Genomic DNA, 19,689 nt, shown 5'->3' on the forward strand with positions numbered 1-19,689 from the left:
CTGTCAGGGCCAGTCGATGTTCTCGCCGGAGGAGGAAGACGTCAGGCCCGTCTTCGGGACGACCGGCCAGTCGATGTCGGCACCGGTGCCGGAGGCGAAGCTCGGCGCGGCGGCGAACGCGGCGACCAGGCCGAACACACCGGCCACGACGGACATCCGGGCAGCGTGCATGACGGTTCGCATGGGTTCTCCTTGGCAGAGCGGGTGCTTGAGCGGCCGTACGGGCCTGATGGAGGCAGACGCTAACGAAGCCCGACCCGGCTTGGCAAACATTTGCCAGACTTTGGCAACTTGCCTGGGTGGAGCGCAAACCGGCCACCGGTGTCATGAAAAACGGCCCCCGAGGAGGGGGCCGCAGGGCAGCGGGCGGGGCCGGACGCCGGGACGCACTCCGGGACGGGAGGAGCCGGCGTGCGCCCGCCGGGCGGGCGCACGCGGGCGGGCCCCGGACCGGCGGTCCGGGGCCTGAGCAGGAAGGATGCAGGGGAGGACGCCCCGGGAGGGCGGGGGCCCACCGGGGTGCGGGAGCGCGGCGGAGCCGCCCGGGGCGGGCCGCGCGGCGCAGGCCGCACGGCGGGCCGCGGGCGGAGATCAGGACACGCGCCCCGGCAGGGTCAGCGCGGGCCGCGGGCCGGCCGCGAGCGCGGCCGCGACCAGGCGGCTCTGCGCCCCCACGGTGGGCACGGCGAGCATGTCGTGGACGGGTACGGTGACGCCGAACTCCTTGGCGATGCGCCGCACCAGACGGGTCATCTGGAGGGAGTCCCCGCCGAGGGCGAAGAAGTCGGCCTGCTCGCCCGGCTCGGGGCAGCCGAGGAGGTCGGTCCACGCCTTGGCCACGAACCTCTCGACCTCGCCGGGCCGCACGGCCCGCCGCCCGGAGGCGCGGCCCCGGGCCCGCGAGCGCAAGGACTGCACCAGGTCGGCCTGGTCGCCGAGGTTGCGGCAGGACATGTCGTGGACCGACACCAGCACCCCGTACTCCACGGCGATCCGCCGCACCAGGCGGGTCATCAGCAGGGAGTCGCCCCCGCGGGCGAAGAAGTCGGAGTGCTCGGTCAGGCCGGTGCAGCGGAGCAGGTCGCTCCAGGCCGCGGTCATGAACTCCCGCACCTCGCGGGCCTCGTCGCGATGACTGCCGGGGGTGCGCGCCGAGGTGCCGGAGGCGGCGATGACGGCAGAGCTGTCACAGGTCATTTACGCCACTCCTGTGGGCATCGTCGGCTGATGTTGCCAAGAAGCGTACGACAATCACGCCAACTTGACAACTACTTGCCAAGGTCCGCGACAAGGGAGGTTGCCTCGATCATTGCGCTCACAGCGGAGAATCGCAGGCCAGGCCATGCGACACCTTGCTAAGCTGCGCGTTTTTTGGATACCCTGGGCACAAGAACCACGAATCATGTGACACGGCAACGGCAAAACGGTCCGGCCCGGAACCACGAAGTCAATCCACCGTTGGGGCATAAACGTGCTGGAGCAGCCATCTTTCGGTCGTCGGCTGAGGCAGCTGAGGACCGAGCGGGGCCTTTCGCAGGCCACCCTCGCCGGCGACGGCATGTCGACCGGCTACTTGTCGCGCCTGGAATCCGGCGCCCGCCAGCCGACCGAGCGCGCCGTTGCCCACCTGGCCGCCCAGCTCGGCATCAGTCCCGCGGAGTTCGAGGAGTCGAAGGCCACCTCGCTGGCCCAGAGCCTGTCCCTGGCCACCTCGCTGGAGTCGGACGAGACGAGCGAACTGCTCGCCGAGTCCCTGGAGTCCGCCCGCGGCCAGGACCCGATGCTGCGCTGGCAGGCCCTGTGGCTGCTGGCCCAGTGGAAGCGGCGGCACGGCGAGCAGGCGGCCGAGCGCGCCTATCTGGACGAGCTGGTCAAGGTGAGCGAGGAGATCGGGCTGGCGGAGCTGCGCTCGCGCGCGCTGACGCAGTACGCCCGCTCGCTGCGCGTCACCGGTGAGATCGTCCCGGCCGTCGAGGCCGCCACCACCGCCTACCGGCTGGCCCGCGACCACGCCGCGTCCTCGCAGGACGTGGCCGCGGCCCTGGTGGCCCTCGTCTCCGTGGAGGCGGAGTCCGGCCGGCTGCCCGACGCCCGCCAGCACGCGGACGAGCTGACGGTGCTGGTCGAGGGCCGCACCGACGCGCTCTGGGCCGAGGCCCTGTGGACCGCGGCCGCGCTCCACATGCGCCAGGGCGAGGTGGCCGGCGCCCAGAAGCTGCTGGAACGGGCCCTGGAGGGCTTCGAGAGCCGGGAGAACCTCACCCTGTGGCTGCGGCTGCGGGTGGCCATGGCCGAGCTGCACCTGCAGAAGCTGCCCCCGGACCTGGACGCGGCCCAGCGGTGCATCGAGGCGGCCGAGTCGGGCCTGCCGTTCGCCCGGACCCCCGCCCTGGAGCAGGCGCTGGCGGTGCTGCGGGCGCGGCTCGCCTTCGCCGAGGGCAGGCTGCCGGACGCGCGGGCCCTCCTGGACCGGCTCGCCCGCTCCGAGCTGCGGCTGTCGTACCAGACCCGGATCCGCCTCGACGTGCTCGCCAACCAGCTGCGCATCCTCGACGGCGAGGAGGACGAGGGGCTGGCCGGGCTGCAGCGGCTCGCCCTGGAGGCCCAAGAGAGCTCGAACATAGACCTGGCCGCGGAGATCTGGCGGCTCGCCGCCGAATGCCTCATGGAGGCCCGCGGCAAGAGCCGCAGCCAGGCCTGATCCCTCCGACGCACCCGTACCGGCCCGCACGACAGCGCCCGGCGCCCCCCACACGGGGGCGCCGGGCGCTGTCGTGCGCGGTGGTGGCGGCACGGTCGTTGCCAGCCACACCGACCTGTGGCAAACTCTTGCCAAGAACTGGAAACCCCAATCGCGAAAATGATCTCTGCGGCCAGGGCTGGAGGGGAGGGCAGAATGGCACGCACCGCGCTCATCAGCCATGATCCCGGCTCCGCCATCCTCGTAGACGCTGGCATATTTGGCAATGTATGGGCCCAAGCTTTTGCCAAATGGGGGGTCCGCGTCCTTCACGTACGCAGCGGGCCGGCCGTGGACCCCGCGGAGACCGCCGCCCGGCTGGCCCCGTACCGGCCGCACTGCGTCCTGGCCGGGCACGACTCCGGGCTGGCCCTCGCCGCCGACCTGACCGGGCTGCTCCGGCTGCCCGTGAACGACCGGGCCGCCGCGCACCCGCACGGCCTCCGCCCGTACGGCGCGGGGCCGGGACCCGGTCCGGCCGCGGAGCCCGCGTACGGCACCGAGTACAGCGTGGACACGGTCTCCCGGGACGGCCGCCGCCACGTGGTCTCGGTCCGCCGCCGGCACCGCCCCGGCGGGGCGCCCGGCCCCGGGGGCCACACCACCCTCGTCGCCCCGGACCGCGGCCCCGCCGCCGAGGCCGTCGCGTACACGCACACCGTGCTCGACGCCCTGGGCATCGAGCACGGGCCCGCCCGCACCCGGGTGGCGCTCGGCCCCGGCGGTCCCGTCCTGGCCGAGGCCGCGGCGGGCCCGGGCGAGGCGGTCCTCCCGGGCTACGACGACCTGTGCCTGGGCGCCAACCAGGCCGACCTGACGGCCCTCGCCTGCCTCGAACCGGACACCTTCCTCCGGCACTGGGCGGGGCGCAGCTACGAGAAGCGGTGCGAGGCCCAGGTGATCGAGACCGCCGTCCCCGGCGGCGGTCCGGCGCCCCGGCTCGCGCCCGCCGCGGCCGGCGCGCTCGAATCCCTTCCGTCCGTCTACTGGTTCGGGAGCAGACCGCACCCCTGCGGCCGCGCCCGCACCGTCGTCCACACCCTGCACGGCTCCCGGCGGCAGCTGGACCGCGACCGCCGGCGGATCCGCGAGCTGACGGCCCGGGAGCGCACCGCGCCTCCGGAGCCCCGGCCGCGCGGCCGCACCGGATCCCCCGTCTGAGGCCGGCCGCCCCACGGGCCGGACCACAGGCGGTCCCCCCGTACCGAGAAGATTGCCGAGGCGCTGCCATGACCCGAGAACTCTCCCAGCGCGCCCTCCTGGAAGCGGCGGCCGAGGGGCTGCGCAAGCTCGCCGGCGATCCCCGGTGCCATGCCGCCTTCGCCGCCCCCGGATCGGCGCTCCAGGACCTCCTGGCCCCCGCCGCCCGGCGCTACGTACTGGCCTCCGACCGGGAGGGGTTCCTCACGCAGATCGCGGGCCTGCGGGCCAAGGGCTACCGGGTGACGGCCGAGTTCGCGGGACCCGCGCACGACAACGCCGATCCGGCGGAGGTCGAGCGGGTGGTGACGGAGTACCTGCACCTGCTCGCCCACGAGTGGGCCCCCGACCGGATCGGCTTCGACCTCTCCCAGGTGGGCCTCGCCGTCTCGCGGGAGCTCGCCGCGGAGAACACCGGCCGCATCGCCGCCGCCGCGGCCTCCCGCGGCAGCGAGGTGGTCCTCAGCATGGAGCGGCACCCGTCGGTCGACGCGGTCCTGGCGGTGCACGCCGACCTGGCCGGCCGGTACGCGAACCTGGGCATCACCCTCCAGGCCCACCTGCACCGCACCGAGGGCGACGTGCAGCGGCTGGCCCGGCCCGGCCGGATGGTCCGCCTGGTCAAGGGGGCCTTCCCGGAGCCGCCGGAACTCGCCCTGGGGCGCGGCCCCGCGCTCGACGACCGCTTCCTCGCCCTGGCCGGGCGGCTCGTGGACGGCGGCGTGCGGCTGAGCCTGGCCACGCAGGATCCGGTGGTGCTCGCCGCGGCCGGGGAGAGCGGGCTGCTGGCGCGGGCCGCGGAGGTGGAGATGCTGTACGGGGTGCAGCCCGGGCTGCTGCACCGCTACCGGGAGGCGGGCCTGACCACGCGGATCTACGCCACGTACGGCACGAACTGGTGGCTGCACCTGCTCCAGCGCCTGACCGAGCACCCGCCGATGGTGCTGAGCGCCCTCGCCGACATCGGCGCGGGCGGCGACCTCGCCCCCGAGTCGGGCTACTGAGCCGCATCCTGCCCGGCGCCCCCGTGCTGCCGCCGGCCCCCGCCGCGCCGCGAGCCGACCGCGGCGGCCGCCGCTGCGCCGGACAACGTACGCAGGCACGCGGGCGAGGGGGCGAGCGGCACCCGGCGGACCGGTCGGGGCCGGGCCAGGCCCCGGCCCCGACCGGCGGCCCACGCGCCCCGGCCCGGCCCGGCGGCCGGTCTCCGGACCCGACTCCTCGGCTCCGGGCCGGACCCGACCGGTGGCTCCGCCCGGACCCCCCGCCGGTCTCCGGCCCGGCGGCCCGTCTCCGACCCCGACCCGGCTCCCGAACTTCCGGCAGGGCCCGGACCGACCACCGCCGGGACTCCGGGCCCGGACCCCACCACCCGCCTCCGACCCCCACGGCCCGTCTCCGGCCCCGACCCGGCTCCCGAACTTCCGGCAGGGCCAGGACCCGACCACCGCCGGGGCTCCGGGCCCGGACCCGAGCGTGCGCTCCGCCCGCGACCGACTCCCCGTCCCCGGAACGGCGATCCCGGGGCCCGCGCTCCCGGCCCGCCGCCGCCCTCAGGCCGCGCGCAGGGATCCGCCCGCGTGGCGGGCCGCCGAGGCGGGTTCGCGGACCGCGACGGCCGCCGCGTAGCCGGGCGGGACGGACACGTCGCGGACCCGCCACCCGGCCGGGCCGTCCGGGGCCTGCGGGCCGGTGCCCAGGTAGTCGAGGGCGGGGCTGCGGGCCAGTCCCGTGCCCAGGCCCTTGAGGTAGGCCTCCTTGCGGACCCAGGCCCGGGTGAAGGCCTCGGGCCGCAACGCGGGCGGGCAGGCGGTGAGTTCCGCCTCCTCCCGCGGGTGCAGGATGCCCCGGACCTCCTCGGTGGCCTCGGCGGTGCCCACCGTCTGGACGTCCACGCCCACCGGCACGGCGGCGAACGCGAGCAGGGCCAGGTCCCCGCTGTGCGAGAGGGAGAAGTGCAGCGGCGGCCCGCCGGGCAGCACGGGGGCGGGCCGGCCGTGCGGCTCGCCGCAGCACGGGCAGGCCTCGTGCCGGAAGCGCACCTGCCCGGCCGCGATGCCCAGCTGCGCGCCGAGCAGCAGCCGCAGGGCGACGTGGGCCGTGACGTAGCAGCGCCGGTCGGGGGCCCGCCGCAGCACGCCGGCGCGCGCCCGCTCCGCCTCGTCCAGCACGGCGCGGCCGAGCTGTTCGACCACGGCGGGGCGCACGGTCGCGTCGGCGAGCCACACCCGGACCCCGTCCGCGGGGGCGGGCCGGAGCCCGAGGGGGAGTCCGGGGGTCAGCAGGCGGGGCCGGCAGGGCTCCGCGCCGGGACGGGCGCCGGTTCCGGCGGCCGGAAGGGCCAGCTCAGCACGTGCCATGGTCTTCGGCCGTGACGACGACGAGGCGGCAGGCGTCCTCCACGACCTCGTGGGCGGTGCGGTCCCAGCCGGCCGCCGCGTGGCCCATCGGTTCGCTCTCCTCCAACTGCTCCAGTACGGAGATGAGTTCGGCCAGGAGGAGGGCGAACCGGCCGCCGTTCTCCTGGATCAGGGCCATCGCCCCCTCGCGCAGGGTGGCGCGTACCAGCCAGGCCGCCGGCAGGCCGGTCCCGGCGGCCGCGGTGGCGAGCAGCCGGGCCAGGCTGCGTTCCAGGGGGGTGGGGGTCCACTTCCCGGTCCGCGCGTCCTGCCGGAGCGCGTCCACGTGCCCGCGCAGACACGTCGCGTCGGGCACCGGCACGGTGTGGGGCCGCGTCGCCGAGGTGTTGGGCATGGTCACTCCTCACGGGTGGCGGCCGCGGCGGGCGCCGGCGGAGTCCCGCCCCGGCGTCCGCGCGGCCGCAGCAGCACGGCCCAGACCAGGGTGGTCAGGGCGAAGAACAGGGCGGCCCACAGGGCCGGCACGTAGTGCAGCGGCGCCCCTTCGGTGCGCGGGTACAGGAAGACTCCGCCGACGGCCACACCGGCGGCGGCGCCGAGCTGCTGCGCGGCGATGAACACGCCGGAGGCGGCGCCGGCGTCGGCGGCGGGCACCCGGCCCAGCACGATGCCGGCGACGAGCGGCACGCTGGTGCCCGACCCAAACCCGAACACGGCGAGGGACAGCAGCAGGGTGGCGGGGGCCCCGTGGGCGCCGGAGCCCGCGGCCGAGACGACCGCGAGGGCGCCGGCCAGGCCCGCGCAGGTGCACAGGGCCGCCGCGGTCAGGCTGCCGGCCCCCCACCGGGACCAGAGCACGGGTCCGAGGCGCGCTCCGGCCGCGATGCCCGCGGCGACCGGGGTGAAGGCGGCCCCGGCCGCGGCGGGGCTCAGTCCGGCCTGCTCCTGGAGGTAGAGGCCGAGCAGGACGAAGAAGGGCACGGTGGACATGTAGAGGGTGAAGTTGAGGAGCACGCCGAGGGTGAACGGGCGGATGCGGAAGAGGCGTACGGGCAGCAGCGCGGGGCGTCCGGAGCGCTCGCGGGCGGCCTGGCGGCGTACGAACACCACGGCGAGCACCGCCCCGGCGGCGAACAGGGCGGCCCCCGCGGGCAGGACCGGGACCTCGCGCACGGCGGCCACGGGCAGCAGGAGCAGGACGTAGGCGAGGGCGCTGAGCACGATGCCCGCGGAGTCGATCCCGGAGGCGGCGCCGGCGGCCCGCTCTCGGGTCCGGCCGCCCGCCGGGGCGCCCGGGCCGCCGTCCGGGGCGCCGTCCGGGCCGCCGGTCCGGTCCTCCGGCAGGGTGCGGCCGGTGCCGGCCCAGGCGATCAGGCAGAGCGGTACGGCGAGCAGGAACACGGGGCGCCAGCCGAGCCCGGCCAGGTCCCAGCCGGGCACGGCCCCGCCGAGCAGCTGGCCGCCGACCATGCCCAGGCTCATCGCGACCCCGTACCAGGCCAGCGCCTTGGGCCGGTCCCGCTCCGGGTAGGCGACCCGGATCAGGGCGAGGACCTGCGGCAGCATGAGCGCCGCCGCGGCGCCCTGGGCGAGGCGGGCGGCGATGAGCGCGCCGGGCGACCAGGCCAGCCCGCAGCCCAGGGAGGCCAGGGCGAACCAGAGCAGGCCCCGGCGGTAGGCGCGGCGGCGGCCGGTGAGGTCGCCGATCCGCCCGCCGGTGATCAGGCCCAGGCCGTAGGTGAGGCCGTAGCCGGCGGCGACGGCCTGGAACTCGAAGGCGGACAGGCCCATGGAGCGGTCCACCGAGGCGGCGGCCAGGTTGATGCAGAAGGCGTCGAAGAGGGCGAGGAAGGGGCCGAAGAGCAGGAAGGCCAGGGCCCGCCCGCGGCCCTGTGGAGCGGCGGGGGCCGGCGCCGGCCGTGCGGCCCGGGGGGAGGCGGACAGTCTCCCAGCCATGTCCGGTGATTCCTCTCGGAGTCGGAAGTCCGGCCCGGGATCCTGCATTCCCTTGGTCGACCGGCGCGGAATACTTTCCCAGCATTCCACCACACCCCATCCAAGTACCGCCCCCGAAGACCGGCAAGGGAACTTGGCGAAGTGTGCCGGTGAACTTGGGAAAAGGCGCGTTCGAACCTGCCGAGTGCGCACAAGAGAAGACGCGGCCGTTCACCCGGTGGTCCCAGAATGCAAATCCGACCCGGCAAGGGAGGCACTTATGATCGACCTTCACCGGAAGACGAAACCACGGCCCGCCCGAGCAGGGGCGGGTGCCCCGGCCCCGGCCCCCGCGCCCGCGGACCCGGCCCCCGTGCCTGCCGCGGACCCGGCCGGCGCCCCGCTCGCGGCCGTCGTCCGGGGGGCCGCCGCCGCGTCCCCCGCGTACAGCGCCGCCACTGCTCACAGCGCCGCCACCGCCCTGGTCCGGATGTTCGTGGAGCAGGGTGTGGTCGGTCCGGAGCCGCGCCGCGCGGTGCGGCTCCCGGCGGGCGGGCCCGAGCGGTCCACCGCCAGCCTGATGGGCGAGATCCTCCGGCAGGTCACCACCCGCCCCTACGCGAGCGCGTGTTCAAGTGCGGAACCGCGGCCGTGAGCTCCGCATTTCAGGAGAAGCGAAGCGGTCCGGCGGCACTTGAGAATGCTTCCGTGGCCGATGACCCGACGATAACCAAGGCATCCCCGACCGTGACACCGGTACGGTGCTCTCCGGCATTCAGCCGGTATGCAGCCTACCGGATCTCCGGAACTCTCGACACGGCCGCCCTCCGCACTTCCTGGAAGGCATTGTCGGGCGACCCCGATTCCCTTTGCTTCGTCGACACGAGTACGCACGCGCCCGACAATGCCGATGACATGGCCCGCGATCTGTGCGAAAGCTGGGCCGCCCGTCCGGCGGAATTCACCGGCCCGCGTCCCGTCCGGCTGGACGTGGTGCGGCTGGCCGCGGACGACCATGCGCTGCTGCTCGTCGCGCACCGGCCGTCCGTGGACGAGTTCGCGTTCTCCCGGCTGCTCGCCGCCCTCTCCGACGGCTACGAGGCCGCCCTGTGCGGGCGCCCGGCCACGACCCCCCCGTGGCCGGGCGCACCGGCGGCACCGGCGGCCGCGGAAGAGGACGGCGCGGCGGACGGCCGCGGCGGGATCCTGCGCTTCGACTGGGGCGAGCGGCTGGCCGGGCGGGCCGGCCGGCTGGCGGCCGAGCTGGGCGCGACCCGGGAGGCCGTGCTGCTGGCCGCGTTCCGGGCGCTGCTGGCCCGGTACGCCGGGGACGAGCGCGGCGCCGAGGACTTCCGCTCGCTGGTGCTCCAGACCCCGCGGGTGCGGGCGAACCCGTACCTCCTGCCGCAGGACGACGCGCAGTTCGCGCACCGGGCGGAGGCGGTGTCGGGGCTGCGCCTCGCGGGGGCGGTGGTGCGCCCGCTGCCCGTGCACAACGGCACGGCCCCGGCCGGGCTGGCCCTGGTCGTGGAGTCCCTGGACCTGTCGGTGAGCGGCTTCCTCGAATACCGCGCGGAGCGGTACGGAGAGGACGCGGCCCGCCGGGTGCTGGAGCAGCTGCACACCCTCCTGGACGCGGCGCTGGCCACTCCGGACGTGCCGGCGGCGGCGCTGCCGCTGGAGCCGGCCGCCCTGCTGGACGCCGCTGCGGCGGAGTCGGACCTGCGCCCGGAGCCGGGGTTCTCCGTACCGCCGGTGCCGGTGCTGGTGCGGGGGCATGTGGGATCGGCCCTGCCCGCCGTCAGCTGGGAGGGCGAGGAGACCGGTTACGCGGCCCTCGTCGCGGCCGGTGAGCGGATCTGCGCCGCCCTCCGGGCGGCCGGGGCGGGCCCGGACACGGCGGTCGCGGTGCGGCTGCCGGCCGGGCCGCTGCGCGCGGCGGCCCTGCTGGGCGTCATGGAGAGCGGGGCGGCCCTGCTGTGGCTGGAGACGGGCACGGCGGGCGGCCGCAGCCGTCTCCTGCTGGAGCAGCTCCGCCCGGCCTGCATGCTCGTCGAGGGCGACGCGGCCGGGGACGAGCTGGCGGGATGGTACGCGGGGGAGCTGAAGGGCCGACTCGTGGACGCGTCAGCGTCCACAGAGGCTTCCGCGTCAGCGTCCACAGAGGCTTCCGCGTCAGCGTCCGCAGAGGCTTCCGCGTCGGCGTCCGCAGAAGCCTCCGCGTCAACTCCGCCTGAAGTGGCGGCAGCCGCGCCCGTCGGCGCCGATGCGGCCGGGACCTCGTACGTGGCCTTCACCTCCGGTTCCTCGGGGCGCCCGAAGGGCATCCCGCAGACGCACGGGGCCCTGGCCCAGTTCGCGACCTGGATGGCCGGCCGGTTCGGCATGGGCCCGGGGTCGCGGGTGGCGCAGTGGGTCTCGCCCGAACACGACCCCGCCATCGCCGAGTTCAGTGCCGCGCTGGTGGCCGGGGCCACCCTGTGCCCGGTGCCGGAGCGGGTGCGGGTGAATCCGGACCGGCTGGTGCCGTGGCTGGCCGAGCAGGGCATCACCCACATCCAGACGGTGCCCAGCTTCGCCCGGTCCCTGCTGGAGGTGCTGGAGGCGACGGGGCCGGAGGCCCGGCCGGCCGCCCTCGGGCACATCCTGCTGATGGGCGAGGCCCTGTCGCCCGAGCTGGTGAACGGCCTGCGGGCGGTGCTCCCGTCGGCACGCCTGTTCAACCTGTACGGGCCCACCGAGACCATCGCCGCGACCTGGCACGCCGTCACCGGCCCCGTGCGGGGCCCGGTCCCGATCGGGCGGCCGATCCCGGGCCGGCAGGTGCTGGTCCTCGACGAGGAGGACCGGCCGTGCCCGGCCGGGGTCACCGGCCAGATCGTCGTGCGCTCCCCGTACGTGACCGCCGGCTACCTGGGCAGCGCGGACCGCTCGGCCTTCCGGCCGGTGGAGGCGCTGGCGGAGGAGCGGACCGACTCCGGCTGGTACCGCACCGGGGACCTGGCCCGCCGCCGGGCGGACGGCGCGCTGGAGTTCCGCGGCCGCAAGGACTTCCAGGTCAAGATCTTCGGCCACCGGGTGGAACTCACCGAGGTCGAGGCCGCCCTGGCCACCCACCCCTCGGTGGCCGAGTGCGCCGTCGTGCCCCGCACCAACCCGCAGGGGCTCGTCCACTGCCTGGCCGTGCACGTCGTACCGCAGCCGTCCCCCGACGGCGCCGCGGCCGGCGTGCGCGAGTGGCGCGCCCACCTGCGCGCGCGCTTCGGCCCGGCCACCCCGCCGACGGTCTTCGTCGAGCGCGGGGACCGGCTGCCGCGCAATGCCACGGGAAAGGTCGACCGGTCCCGGCTCGCCTGAACCGCATCAGACACACCAACCGACACCGCACCCCGTACGTCCCTGGTCGCGGCCCGCCGGCACCCACCGGCACCCGCCTATTTGATGGAGTGAGATCGTTGACAATCGTCGAGACCAACACCATTCCGGTCGCCTTCGACGGCGAGAGCCTGACCATCGACGCCGTCCGGCGCGTTGCCGAGGAGGGTGCGCTCGTCAGCGTCACCGCCGAGGCCGTGGCCAAGGCCCAGAGGAGCCGGGAGATCTTCGAGGGCATCGCCGAGCAGAACATCCCGATCTACGGCGTGACCACCGGTTACGGCGAGATGATCTACATGCAGGTGGACGTCTCGGAGGAGGTGCAGCTCCAGACCAACCTGGTGCGCAGCCACAGTGCCGGCGTCGGCCCGCTGTTCGCCGAGGACGAGGCCCGTGCCATTGTCGCGGCCCGTCTGAACACCCTCGCCAAGGGCCACTCCGCGGTGCGCCCCGAGATCCTGGCCCGCCTCGCCCTCTACCTGAACCAGGGCATCACCCCGGCCATTCCGGAGATCGGCTCCCTGGGCGCCTCCGGCGACCTCGCCCCGCTGTCCCACGTGGCCTCCACCCTGATCGGTGAGGGCTACGTGCTGCGCGACGGGCGCCGCGAGGCCACCGGCAAGGTGCTGCGCGAGCTGGGCATCGAGCCGCTCCAGCTCCGTTTCAAGGAGGGCCTCGCCCTCATCAACGGCACCTCCGGCATGACCGGTGTCGGCTCCCTCGTGGTGCACCGGGCGCTGACCCAGGCCCGCCAGGCCGAGATCGTCACCGCCCTGCTCATCGAGACGCTGCGCGGCTCGACCAGCCCGTTCCTCGCCGAGGGCCACGACATCGCCCGCCCGCACCAGGGCCAGATCGACACGGCCGCCAACCTGCGCGCCCTGATGGCCGGCAGCAGGCTGACCGTCGAGCACAAGGACCTGCGCCGCGAGCTCCAGGACAGCAAGGAGGGCGGCAAGAACGTCCAGCGCTCCGAGATCTACCTGCAGAAGGCGTACTCGCTGCGCGCCATCCCGCAGATCGTCGGCGCGGTCCGCGACACCCTGTACCACGCGGAGAAGAAGCTGGAGATCGAGCTCAACTCCGCCAACGACAACCCGCTGTTCTTCGAGGGCCTGGACGAGATCTTCCACGGCGCCAACTTCCACGGCCAGCCGATCGCCTTCGCGATGGACTTCACCACCATCGCCCTGACCCAGCTCGGCGTCCTCGCCGAGCGGCAGATCAACCGCGTCCTGAACCGCCACCTGAGCTACGGCCTGCCGGAGTTCCTCGTCGCCGGCGGCAACCCGGGCCTGCACAGCGGCTTCGCCGGCGCCCAGTACCCGGCCACCGCCCTCGTGGCCGAGAACCGGACCATCGCCCCCGCCTCCACGCAGAGCGTCCCGTCGAACGCGGACAACCAGGACGTGGTCAGCATGGGCCTGATCGCGACCCGCAACGCCCGCCGGGTCCTGGAGAACAACAACAAGATCCTCGCGGTCGAGTACCTGGCCGCCGCCCAGGCGGTGGACGTCTCCGGCCGCTACGACGGTCTCAGCCCGGCCGCCAAGGCCACGTACGAGGCCGTCCGCGCGCTGGTCCCGACCCTGGGCAACGACCGCTACATGGCCGACGACATCGAGCTGATCGCCGCCGCGCTCTCCCGCGGCGAGTTCCTCGACGCCGTCACCCAGGCGACGGCCACCGAGCTGCGCTGATCCCGCCCCCGAACGAGGCCGGTCCGCCTGTCCACCGCGGCGGACCGGCCTCAGCCAGTTCCGGAGCCGGATCCGGGGCGCGGCCGACGAGAGCAATCCCGGAGATGAAGCGGCCCCGGTGCCGCCACGACGATGACTCCACGGACCTTGTACGAACTTGTACGAAAGGACGCGCCACCCTCATGACAGTCACCCCGACGGCCGACTCCGCACTCCACTCCTTCCTCCAGGCGCCGTCCGACGGACTCGACGAGGCCTTCGTGGACCTGGTCGGCACCGTGTGGCGGAGCGGAGTGCCCACCGACGCCGCGGCCGGAGCGGTGGCCGCCCTCGTGTCCGCCCTCGACGACGCCTCGGACGCGCACCGCGGCCATCTCGCCGTCCTGCTCGGCCTGCTCGCCGAAGACCGCCGGCCGGACTCCGACGGCTCGCTGCGCGCGGCCGTCCTCGCGGGCCTCGACCGGTACCTCGCGCTGCTGACCCGCGCCGAGACCGGCGGGCCGCTGCGCCTGGCGCTCCTCTACCTCCTCTCGCACCTGTCGGACGGCCGCGAGCGGATCCTCGCCGCCGCCGCAGGGCTGGACCTGACCGCCGACGACCGGACCCGGCTGGAGCGCTGCCTGGCGCCGCTGGATCCCGAGAACGTCGTCCTGGGCCGGGTGTGGCCCTCGCCGCACGAGTGGCAGCTCGACTCGGGGCAGCTCGCCTTCGACCAGGGCTGGATCAAGAACCTGAGCCCGGAGGCCCTCGCGGCCACCTACGCCAGCGACACCCGCTCGGTCCTCGCGTACACCGGCGCCAAGGCCATCTGGGCGCTGCGCAACGGGGACCCGGTGGTCGTGACGGACGCCAGCCCGCACGCCGACGCCAAGCCGGCCGACCCGCCGGTCCCGCGCATCGAGGAGTTCAGCCGGTTCGCCGGGGTGCTGCGCTGCCCGCTGTGCCGCGCGGAGCTCTCCTACGCGTCCGACGGGGCGAGCTGCACGGCCTGCGAGCACGCCTTCCCGCTGCCGTACGGGGTGCTGGACCTGTCGGCGGGGGTCGCCGACTCGCACGGCGAGGACGACGTGCTGCAGAACGCGGCCGCCATGACGGGCATCGGCTTCCACTACGAGAACGTGCTGCGCCCGGCGTTCCTGCGGGTCATGGGGGCGAACTGGGACGGTGCGCTCACCCCGACCGGTGAGGACGACTACCTGCGCGAGCACCTCGGCAAGGCCGACGGGGGCCCGGTCCTCGACCTGGCCGCCGGCGCGGGGCGCTGGACGGCCGTGGTCGCGGAGACCGTCGGCGAGGACCGGGTCATCGCGCTCGACCTGATCGCCCCGATGCTGGCGGGCCTGCGCTCCCGCCTGCCGGAGGTCGCGACCCTGCGCGCCAGCGCGCTCGCCGTGCCGCTGGCCGACGCGAGCCTGGCCGCGGTCAACTGCTGGAACGCGCTCCAGGCCCTGCCGGACGCGGGCGCGGCCCTCGCCGAGGTCGGGCGCGTGCTGAAGCCCGGCGGCCTGCTCACCCTGCTGACGATGCGCTGGGGCTCCGACCCGGTCTACCGCTACTTCCAGGGCGCCCACGCGTTCCCGGGCAGCCCCGACGGGATCAAGCTCTTCGAGACCGCGCAGGTCCACGCCTGGCTGGAGGCGGCCGGGCTGGAGGTCGTCGACGAGTCCGGCCCCGGCACGTTCGTCCTGCTCACGGCCCGCAAGCGCGCCTGACCGAAGGACGCCGGCCGGCCGGTGCGGTGCTGCGGAAACGTCCCGGCACCGCGCCGCACCGTCCGGCACCGCACCCGCGGGCGGCCGCACCGCGCTTCCCCCTGCGTACCGGCACCGCCGCCCCCGCCTTCCGCTTCCCCCCTTCCACCGTTTTCAGGAGACTCGCATGACGACCTCGCTCCCGGCCCCGTCGCGCACCGACCTCGTGGCCCGCGCCACCGGCCTGATCCCGCTGCTCAAGAAGAACGCCCTGGCCAACGAGGAGAGCCGGCGGCTGTCCGAAGAGACCGTCGAGGCGCTGTCCGACTCCGGCATCCTGCGCATGCGCATGCCGCACCGCTACGGCGGCTACGAGTCCGACGCGCGCACGGTCGTCGAGACCATCGCCGAGCTCGGCCGCGGTGACGGATCCGCCTCCTGGGTCGCCGCGGTGTACGCGATCAGCGCCTGGATGGTGGGCCTGTTCCCGGACGAGGTCCAGGACGAGATCTTCGCTGACCCGGACGTCCGCGTCAGCGGCATCCTCAGCCCCACCGCCATGGCCCGCCCGGTCGCCGGCGGTGTCGTGGTCAACGGCAAGTGGACCTTCAACTCCGGTGTCCAGCACAGCCAGTGGAACACCAACGCCGCCGTGGTCATCGGCGAGGACGGCGTCCCGCAGCCGGTGATGCTGGCCATCCCGGTCAAGGACCTGACCCTGGTGGACGACTGGCACACCGTCGGCCTGCGCGGCTCGGGCAGCATCACCGCCATCGCGGAGGAGCTGTTCGTCCCCGAGGCCCGCGTGCTCCCGATGGTCCCGGTGCTCCAGGGCCAGCACCGCTCGGTCCTCAACGCCGGCTCCCCGCTCTACAGCGCGCCGTTCATGCCGACCGCCTGCACCACCGTGGCCGCCCCCGCGCTGGGCCTGGCCCTGGCCGCGAAGGACGCGTTCTTCGAGCGGCTGCCCGGCCGCAAGATCACGTACACCGCCTACGAGAACCAGCAGGAGGCGCCGCTGACGCACCTCCAGGTCGCCGAGGCCACGATCAAGATCGACGAGGCCGGCTTCCACGCCCACCGGGCGGCGGACCTCGTGGACTCCAAGGGCGCCGCCAAGGAGGAGTGGACGCTGGAGGAGCGCGCCCGCATCCGCCTCGACCTCGGTGCGGTGTGTGCACGCGCCAAGGAGGCCGTGGACATCCTCAACACGGCGAGCGGCGGCTCCTCCATCTACAGCTCCGTGCCGATCCAGCGCATCGAGCGGGACGTGCAGACGCTGAACCTGCACGCGATCCTCCACCCCAACACGAACAACGAGCTGTACGGCCGGATCCTGTGCGGCCAGGAGCCCAACACCGTCTACCTGTAAACCTCGCCGCACACCCCACCGGAGGCCTCACCATGCACACCCGCTGCCCCGTCGTACTCGACCCCGCCGGCGCCGACATCCACGGCGAGGGGGCCCGGATCCGCGCCCAGGGTCCCGTCTCCCAGGTGGAGCTGCCCGGCGGCGTGACGGCCTGGTCGGTCACCGACCACGCCGTCGCCCGCCAGGTCCTGGCCGACCACCGCTTCTCCAAGGACGGCTCCAAGCACTGGGACGCGTACGTCGACGGCGAGATCGGTGAGGACTTCCCGCTCATCGGGTGGATCCTCATGGACAACATGACGACCGCCTACGGGGCGGACCACACCCGCCTGCGCAAGCCGTGCTCGCAGGCCTTCACCCCCCGCCGGGTGGAGGGCCTGCGGCCGGCGCTGGAGGCCCTCGCGGCCGAGCTGCTGGACGAGCTGGCCGCCCTCCCGGCCGGCCGGGCCGTGGACCTGAAGGCGACCTACGCGCACCCGCTGCCGGCCCGCGCGATCTGCGACCTGTTCGGGGTGCCGGCCGAGGACCGCGCCGAGATGCTGCGCGGCGGCGAGGTCAACGTCGACACCAGCATCTCCCCGGAGGAGGCGGCGGCCAACGTCGAGCGCTGGCACCGCCAGATGCTGGACTTCGCCGAGAGCAAGCGCCGCAACCCGGGTGCCGACCTGACCAGCGACCTGGTCGCCGCACAGGCCGCGGACAGCACGCTGCTCTCCGACGACGAGCTGGTGGGCACCCTGCACATCATGCTCGCCACCGGCACCGAGCCGGTGAAGAACCTGATCGCCAACGCGGTGCTCCAGCTGCTCCTGCACCCCGACCAGCTGGAGCTGGTCCGCAGCGGCGCCGCGAGCTGGCAGGACGCCATCGAGGAGACCCTGCGGGTGCAGGCCCCGGTGGCCCACCTGCCGTTCCGCTTCGCCGTCGAGGACGTCGAGATCGGCGGGGTCACCATCGCCAAGGGCGACCCGGTGCTGGTGCACTACGCCGCGATAGGCCGGGACCCGCAGGTGCACGGCGAGAGCGCGGACGTCTTCGACATCACCCGCGCCGACAAGTCCCACCTGTCGTTCGGGCACGCCGTCTACCGCTGCATCGGCCAGCCGCTGGCCCTGCTGGAGGCGGAGATCGCGCTCGCCGCGCTGTTCGAGCGCTTCCCGCGGCTGGGACTGGCGGTGGCGCCTGAGGAGCTCGCCCCGCAGGGCACGTTCATCATGAACGGCCTCGACACGCTGCCGGTGCACCTCGACACGGCGGCCGCGGCGCAGTCCGCGGACGCCTCCGCCGCGACGATGCAGGCTGCCGTGGTCCCCGAGGTGGGCGCCGCCTGGGAGATCCGGGAGATCCCGCGGCCGGAGGCCGGTCCCGGCCAGGTGCTCATCCGTGTGCACGCCTCGGGCCTGTGCCACAACGACTTGTCGCTGACCGACGGCTCGTTCCCCTTCCCGCCCGGCGAGAACGTGGTCGTCGGCCACGAGGCCGCCGGCGAGGTGGTGGCCGTGGGCGAGGGCGTCACCACGCGCAAGGTGGGCGACCGGGTCGGCGCGACCTGGGTGCAGGGCACCTGCGGCGCCTGCTCGTACTGCGAGCTGGGGCTGCCGCTCACCGGCCAGTCCGGCATGAACTGCGCCGCGCCGGTGATGACCGGCATCACCACCCAGGGCGGGCACGCCGAGTACGTGGCGGTGACGGCCGCCTCCACGGTGCTCATCCCCGACGGCGTCACCTACGACACGGCGGCCCCGATCCTGTGCGCGGGCTACACCGCCCTGAGCGCGCTGCGCGCCGCCGAGCCGCAGCCCCACGAGCGCATCGCTGTCCTCGGCATCGGCGGACTGGGCCACCTGGCCCTCCAGTTCTCCCGTGCGCTGGGCCACGAGACGGTGGCGGTCACCCGCTCCGCCGACAAGCACGGCCTGGCCCGCGAGCTGGGCGCCGACCTCGTCGTCGGCGACGGTGCGGAGCTGCTGGCGGCCGGCGGGGCCGACGTGATCCTGGTGACGGGCACCTCGTACGAGGCGGCCACCGACGCGCTGCAGGGCCTGCGGGTCAACGGCCGGCTGGTGCTGGCCACGATCGACCCGGCGGGCTCCTTCACCATCAGCCCGGCCAGCCCGGTCTGGGCCCAGCGGCAGAAGATCATCGGCGCCACGCACAACGGCCTGGAGCACCTCGAGGAGGCGCTGCGGCTGGTGGCCGACGGGGAGGTGACCCCGCTGGTGGAGACCTTCCCGAAGGAGCAGGTCGCGGAGGCGGTCGCCCGGCTGGCCAAGGGCGAGGTCCGGTTCCGCGCCGTCATCACGTACTGAGCGCGGCGCACGCCGCAGACGCGAGGCAGGCAGACATGACAGAGCACGAGCGGCCCGGCGACAGCGGCGAGCGGTGGGACCAGTCCTCCCCCGTCTCCGACGTCTTCAACGCCGGTCAGGCGCACCTCGGTTACTGGTACGGGGCCGGCGACGGCACCCCGATGCCGGAGGCGTCCCGGCGGCTGACGCGCAAGGTGGCGGAGACCCTCGGACTGCGGCCCGGCGAGCACCTGCTCGACGCGGGCTGCGGTCCGGGCGGTCCGGCCGTCCAGATCGCGCAGGAGTCCGGCGTCCGCGTCACCGGGGTCACCATCAGCCGGTACGAGGCGGACTCGGGCGCGAAGAAGGCGGCCGAGCTGGGCCTGGAGGAGCAGGTCTCCTTCCGGCAGGGCAGCTACGCGGAACTCGCGGACGCCGACGGGACCTTCGACGCGGTCTTGGCCGTGGAGTCCCTGATGTACGCGGTGGACCTGCCGCCGGCCCTGGCCGAGCTGCGCCGGGTCCTGAAGCCCGGCGGTGCGCTCGCCATGGCCGACTACATGGCGGCGGACGCGCTCGGTGCGGCCGAGCGGGAGGAGCTGCGCGGGAAGCTGGGGCTGCCCCGGCTCCAGACGGTGGCCGACTGGGTGGCCGACTTCCGCGCGGCGGGCTTCGAGATCGAGGAGTTCACGCAGTGCGGGCCGCGGGTCTTCGGCATGGGCCCGAAGTACGTGGAGTCCGCCGACGCCCAGCGGGACACGCTGGCCTCGGCCTTCGGCGAGGAGATCGTGTCGGGGCTCAAGGACTCCCTGACCGACTTCTTCAGCCCCGGCGCCGACCGGGTCACGTACGGGATCGTCACCGCGCGCAAGCCGCGCGGCTGACCGCCCCGCACCGCCCCGTCCGGGCCGGCACCGCACCGGGGGGGGGGGGGGGGGGGGGGGGGGGGGGGGGGGAGAAGAAGGAGGGGGGGGGGGGGGGAGAGGGGAAGGGGGGGGGAGGGGGAAGAGCACGAGGAAAAGCGGGGA

Annotated in this window: 15 protein-coding genes; 10 read left to right on the top strand and 5 right to left on the bottom strand. The window is 74.8% G+C overall.

Annotation, left to right across the window (positions count from 1 at the left end):
• Nucleotides 1-3: 3 nt before the first annotated feature.
• Nucleotides 4-183: a hypothetical protein gene (locus ACZ407_RS18970; protein WP_468129555.1), complete on the bottom strand. Its 180-nt coding sequence runs from the start codon at nt 181-183 to the stop codon at nt 4-6.
• A 408-nt stretch (nt 184-591) separates the two neighbouring features.
• On the bottom strand, nt 592-1,197 hold the full coding sequence (locus ACZ407_RS18975) for an acyl carrier protein (RefSeq protein WP_468129557.1): 606 nt from the start codon (nt 1,195-1,197) through the stop codon (nt 592-594).
• 274 nt (nt 1,198-1,471) lie between these two features.
• Here ACZ407_RS18975 and ACZ407_RS18980 point away from each other — a divergent pair, with 274 nt between their 5' ends.
• From ACZ407_RS18980 to ACZ407_RS18990, 3 genes are all read left to right on the top strand, one after another.
• A complete protein-coding gene (locus tag ACZ407_RS18980; RefSeq protein WP_468129559.1) occupies nt 1,472-2,701 on the top strand; it encodes a helix-turn-helix domain-containing protein in 1,230 nt (409 codons plus the stop codon).
• Between the two features lie 330 nt (nt 2,702-3,031).
• Complete coding sequence (locus tag ACZ407_RS18985; RefSeq protein ID WP_468129561.1) at nt 3,032-3,901, top strand: hypothetical protein; 870 nt, start codon at nt 3,032-3,034, stop codon at nt 3,899-3,901.
• Between the two features lie 68 nt (nt 3,902-3,969).
• On the top strand, nt 3,970-4,944 hold the full coding sequence (locus tag ACZ407_RS18990) for a proline dehydrogenase family protein (RefSeq protein WP_468129562.1): 975 nt from the start codon (nt 3,970-3,972) through the stop codon (nt 4,942-4,944).
• 549 nt (nt 4,945-5,493) lie between these two features.
• On the opposite strand, the gene ACZ407_RS18995 is transcribed toward ACZ407_RS18990, so the two are convergent.
• The 3 genes from ACZ407_RS18995 to ACZ407_RS19005 are packed head-to-tail and all read right to left on the bottom strand — an operon-like array spanning nt 5,494 to nt 8,256.
• A complete protein-coding gene (locus ACZ407_RS18995) occupies nt 5,494-6,300 on the bottom strand; it encodes a 4'-phosphopantetheinyl transferase family protein (protein ID WP_468129564.1) in 807 nt (268 codons plus the stop codon).
• Nucleotides 6,287-6,694, bottom strand: a complete 408-nt coding sequence (locus ACZ407_RS19000; RefSeq protein WP_468129566.1) for a hypothetical protein — start codon at nt 6,692-6,694, stop codon at nt 6,287-6,289. The genes ACZ407_RS18995 and ACZ407_RS19000 overlap by 14 nt, the downstream gene beginning before the upstream one ends.
• Before the next feature lie 2 nt (nt 6,695-6,696).
• Complete coding sequence (locus ACZ407_RS19005) at nt 6,697-8,256, bottom strand: MFS transporter (protein WP_468129568.1); 1,560 nt, start codon at nt 8,254-8,256, stop codon at nt 6,697-6,699.
• Nucleotides 8,257-8,608: 352 nt separating this feature from the next.
• Here ACZ407_RS19005 and ACZ407_RS19010 point away from each other — a divergent pair, with 352 nt between their 5' ends.
• The 7 genes from ACZ407_RS19010 to ACZ407_RS19040 all read left to right on the top strand — a co-directional run bounded on the left by ACZ407_RS19010 (nt 8,609) and on the right by ACZ407_RS19040 (nt 19,545).
• Complete coding sequence (locus tag ACZ407_RS19010) at nt 8,609-8,890, top strand: hypothetical protein (RefSeq protein WP_468129570.1); 282 nt, start codon at nt 8,609-8,611, stop codon at nt 8,888-8,890.
• A gap of 260 nt (nt 8,891-9,150) precedes the next feature.
• Entirely contained in the window at nt 9,151-11,592 is a 2,442-nt protein-coding gene (locus tag ACZ407_RS19015; protein ID WP_468129572.1) for an amino acid adenylation domain-containing protein, read from the top strand.
• A gap of 98 nt (nt 11,593-11,690) precedes the next feature.
• Nucleotides 11,691-13,310: a tyrosine 2,3-aminomutase gene (cmdF, locus tag ACZ407_RS19020; RefSeq protein WP_468129574.1), complete on the top strand. Its 1,620-nt coding sequence runs from the start codon at nt 11,691-11,693 to the stop codon at nt 13,308-13,310.
• Between the two features lie 182 nt (nt 13,311-13,492).
• Nucleotides 13,493-15,022, top strand: a complete 1,530-nt coding sequence (locus ACZ407_RS19025) for a methyltransferase domain-containing protein (RefSeq protein ID WP_468129576.1) — start codon at nt 13,493-13,495, stop codon at nt 15,020-15,022.
• A gap of 166 nt (nt 15,023-15,188) precedes the next feature.
• Nucleotides 15,189-16,373 (top strand): acyl-CoA dehydrogenase family protein, encoded by a 1,185-nt coding sequence (locus ACZ407_RS19030; protein WP_468129578.1) that lies wholly within the window; start codon nt 15,189-15,191, stop codon nt 16,371-16,373.
• A 32-nt stretch (nt 16,374-16,405) separates the two neighbouring features.
• Complete coding sequence (locus tag ACZ407_RS19035) at nt 16,406-18,682, top strand: cytochrome P450 (protein ID WP_468129580.1); 2,277 nt, start codon at nt 16,406-16,408, stop codon at nt 18,680-18,682.
• Between the two features lie 35 nt (nt 18,683-18,717).
• Nucleotides 18,718-19,545 carry an SAM-dependent methyltransferase gene (locus ACZ407_RS19040; RefSeq protein WP_468129582.1) on the top strand — a complete coding sequence of 276 codons (828 nt, stop codon included), beginning with the start codon at nt 18,718-18,720 and terminating at the stop codon, nt 19,543-19,545.
• Nucleotides 19,546-19,689: the final 144 nt, after the last annotated feature.

It is taken from the genome of Streptomyces sp. NPDC030809 (genome assembly GCF_055572195.1).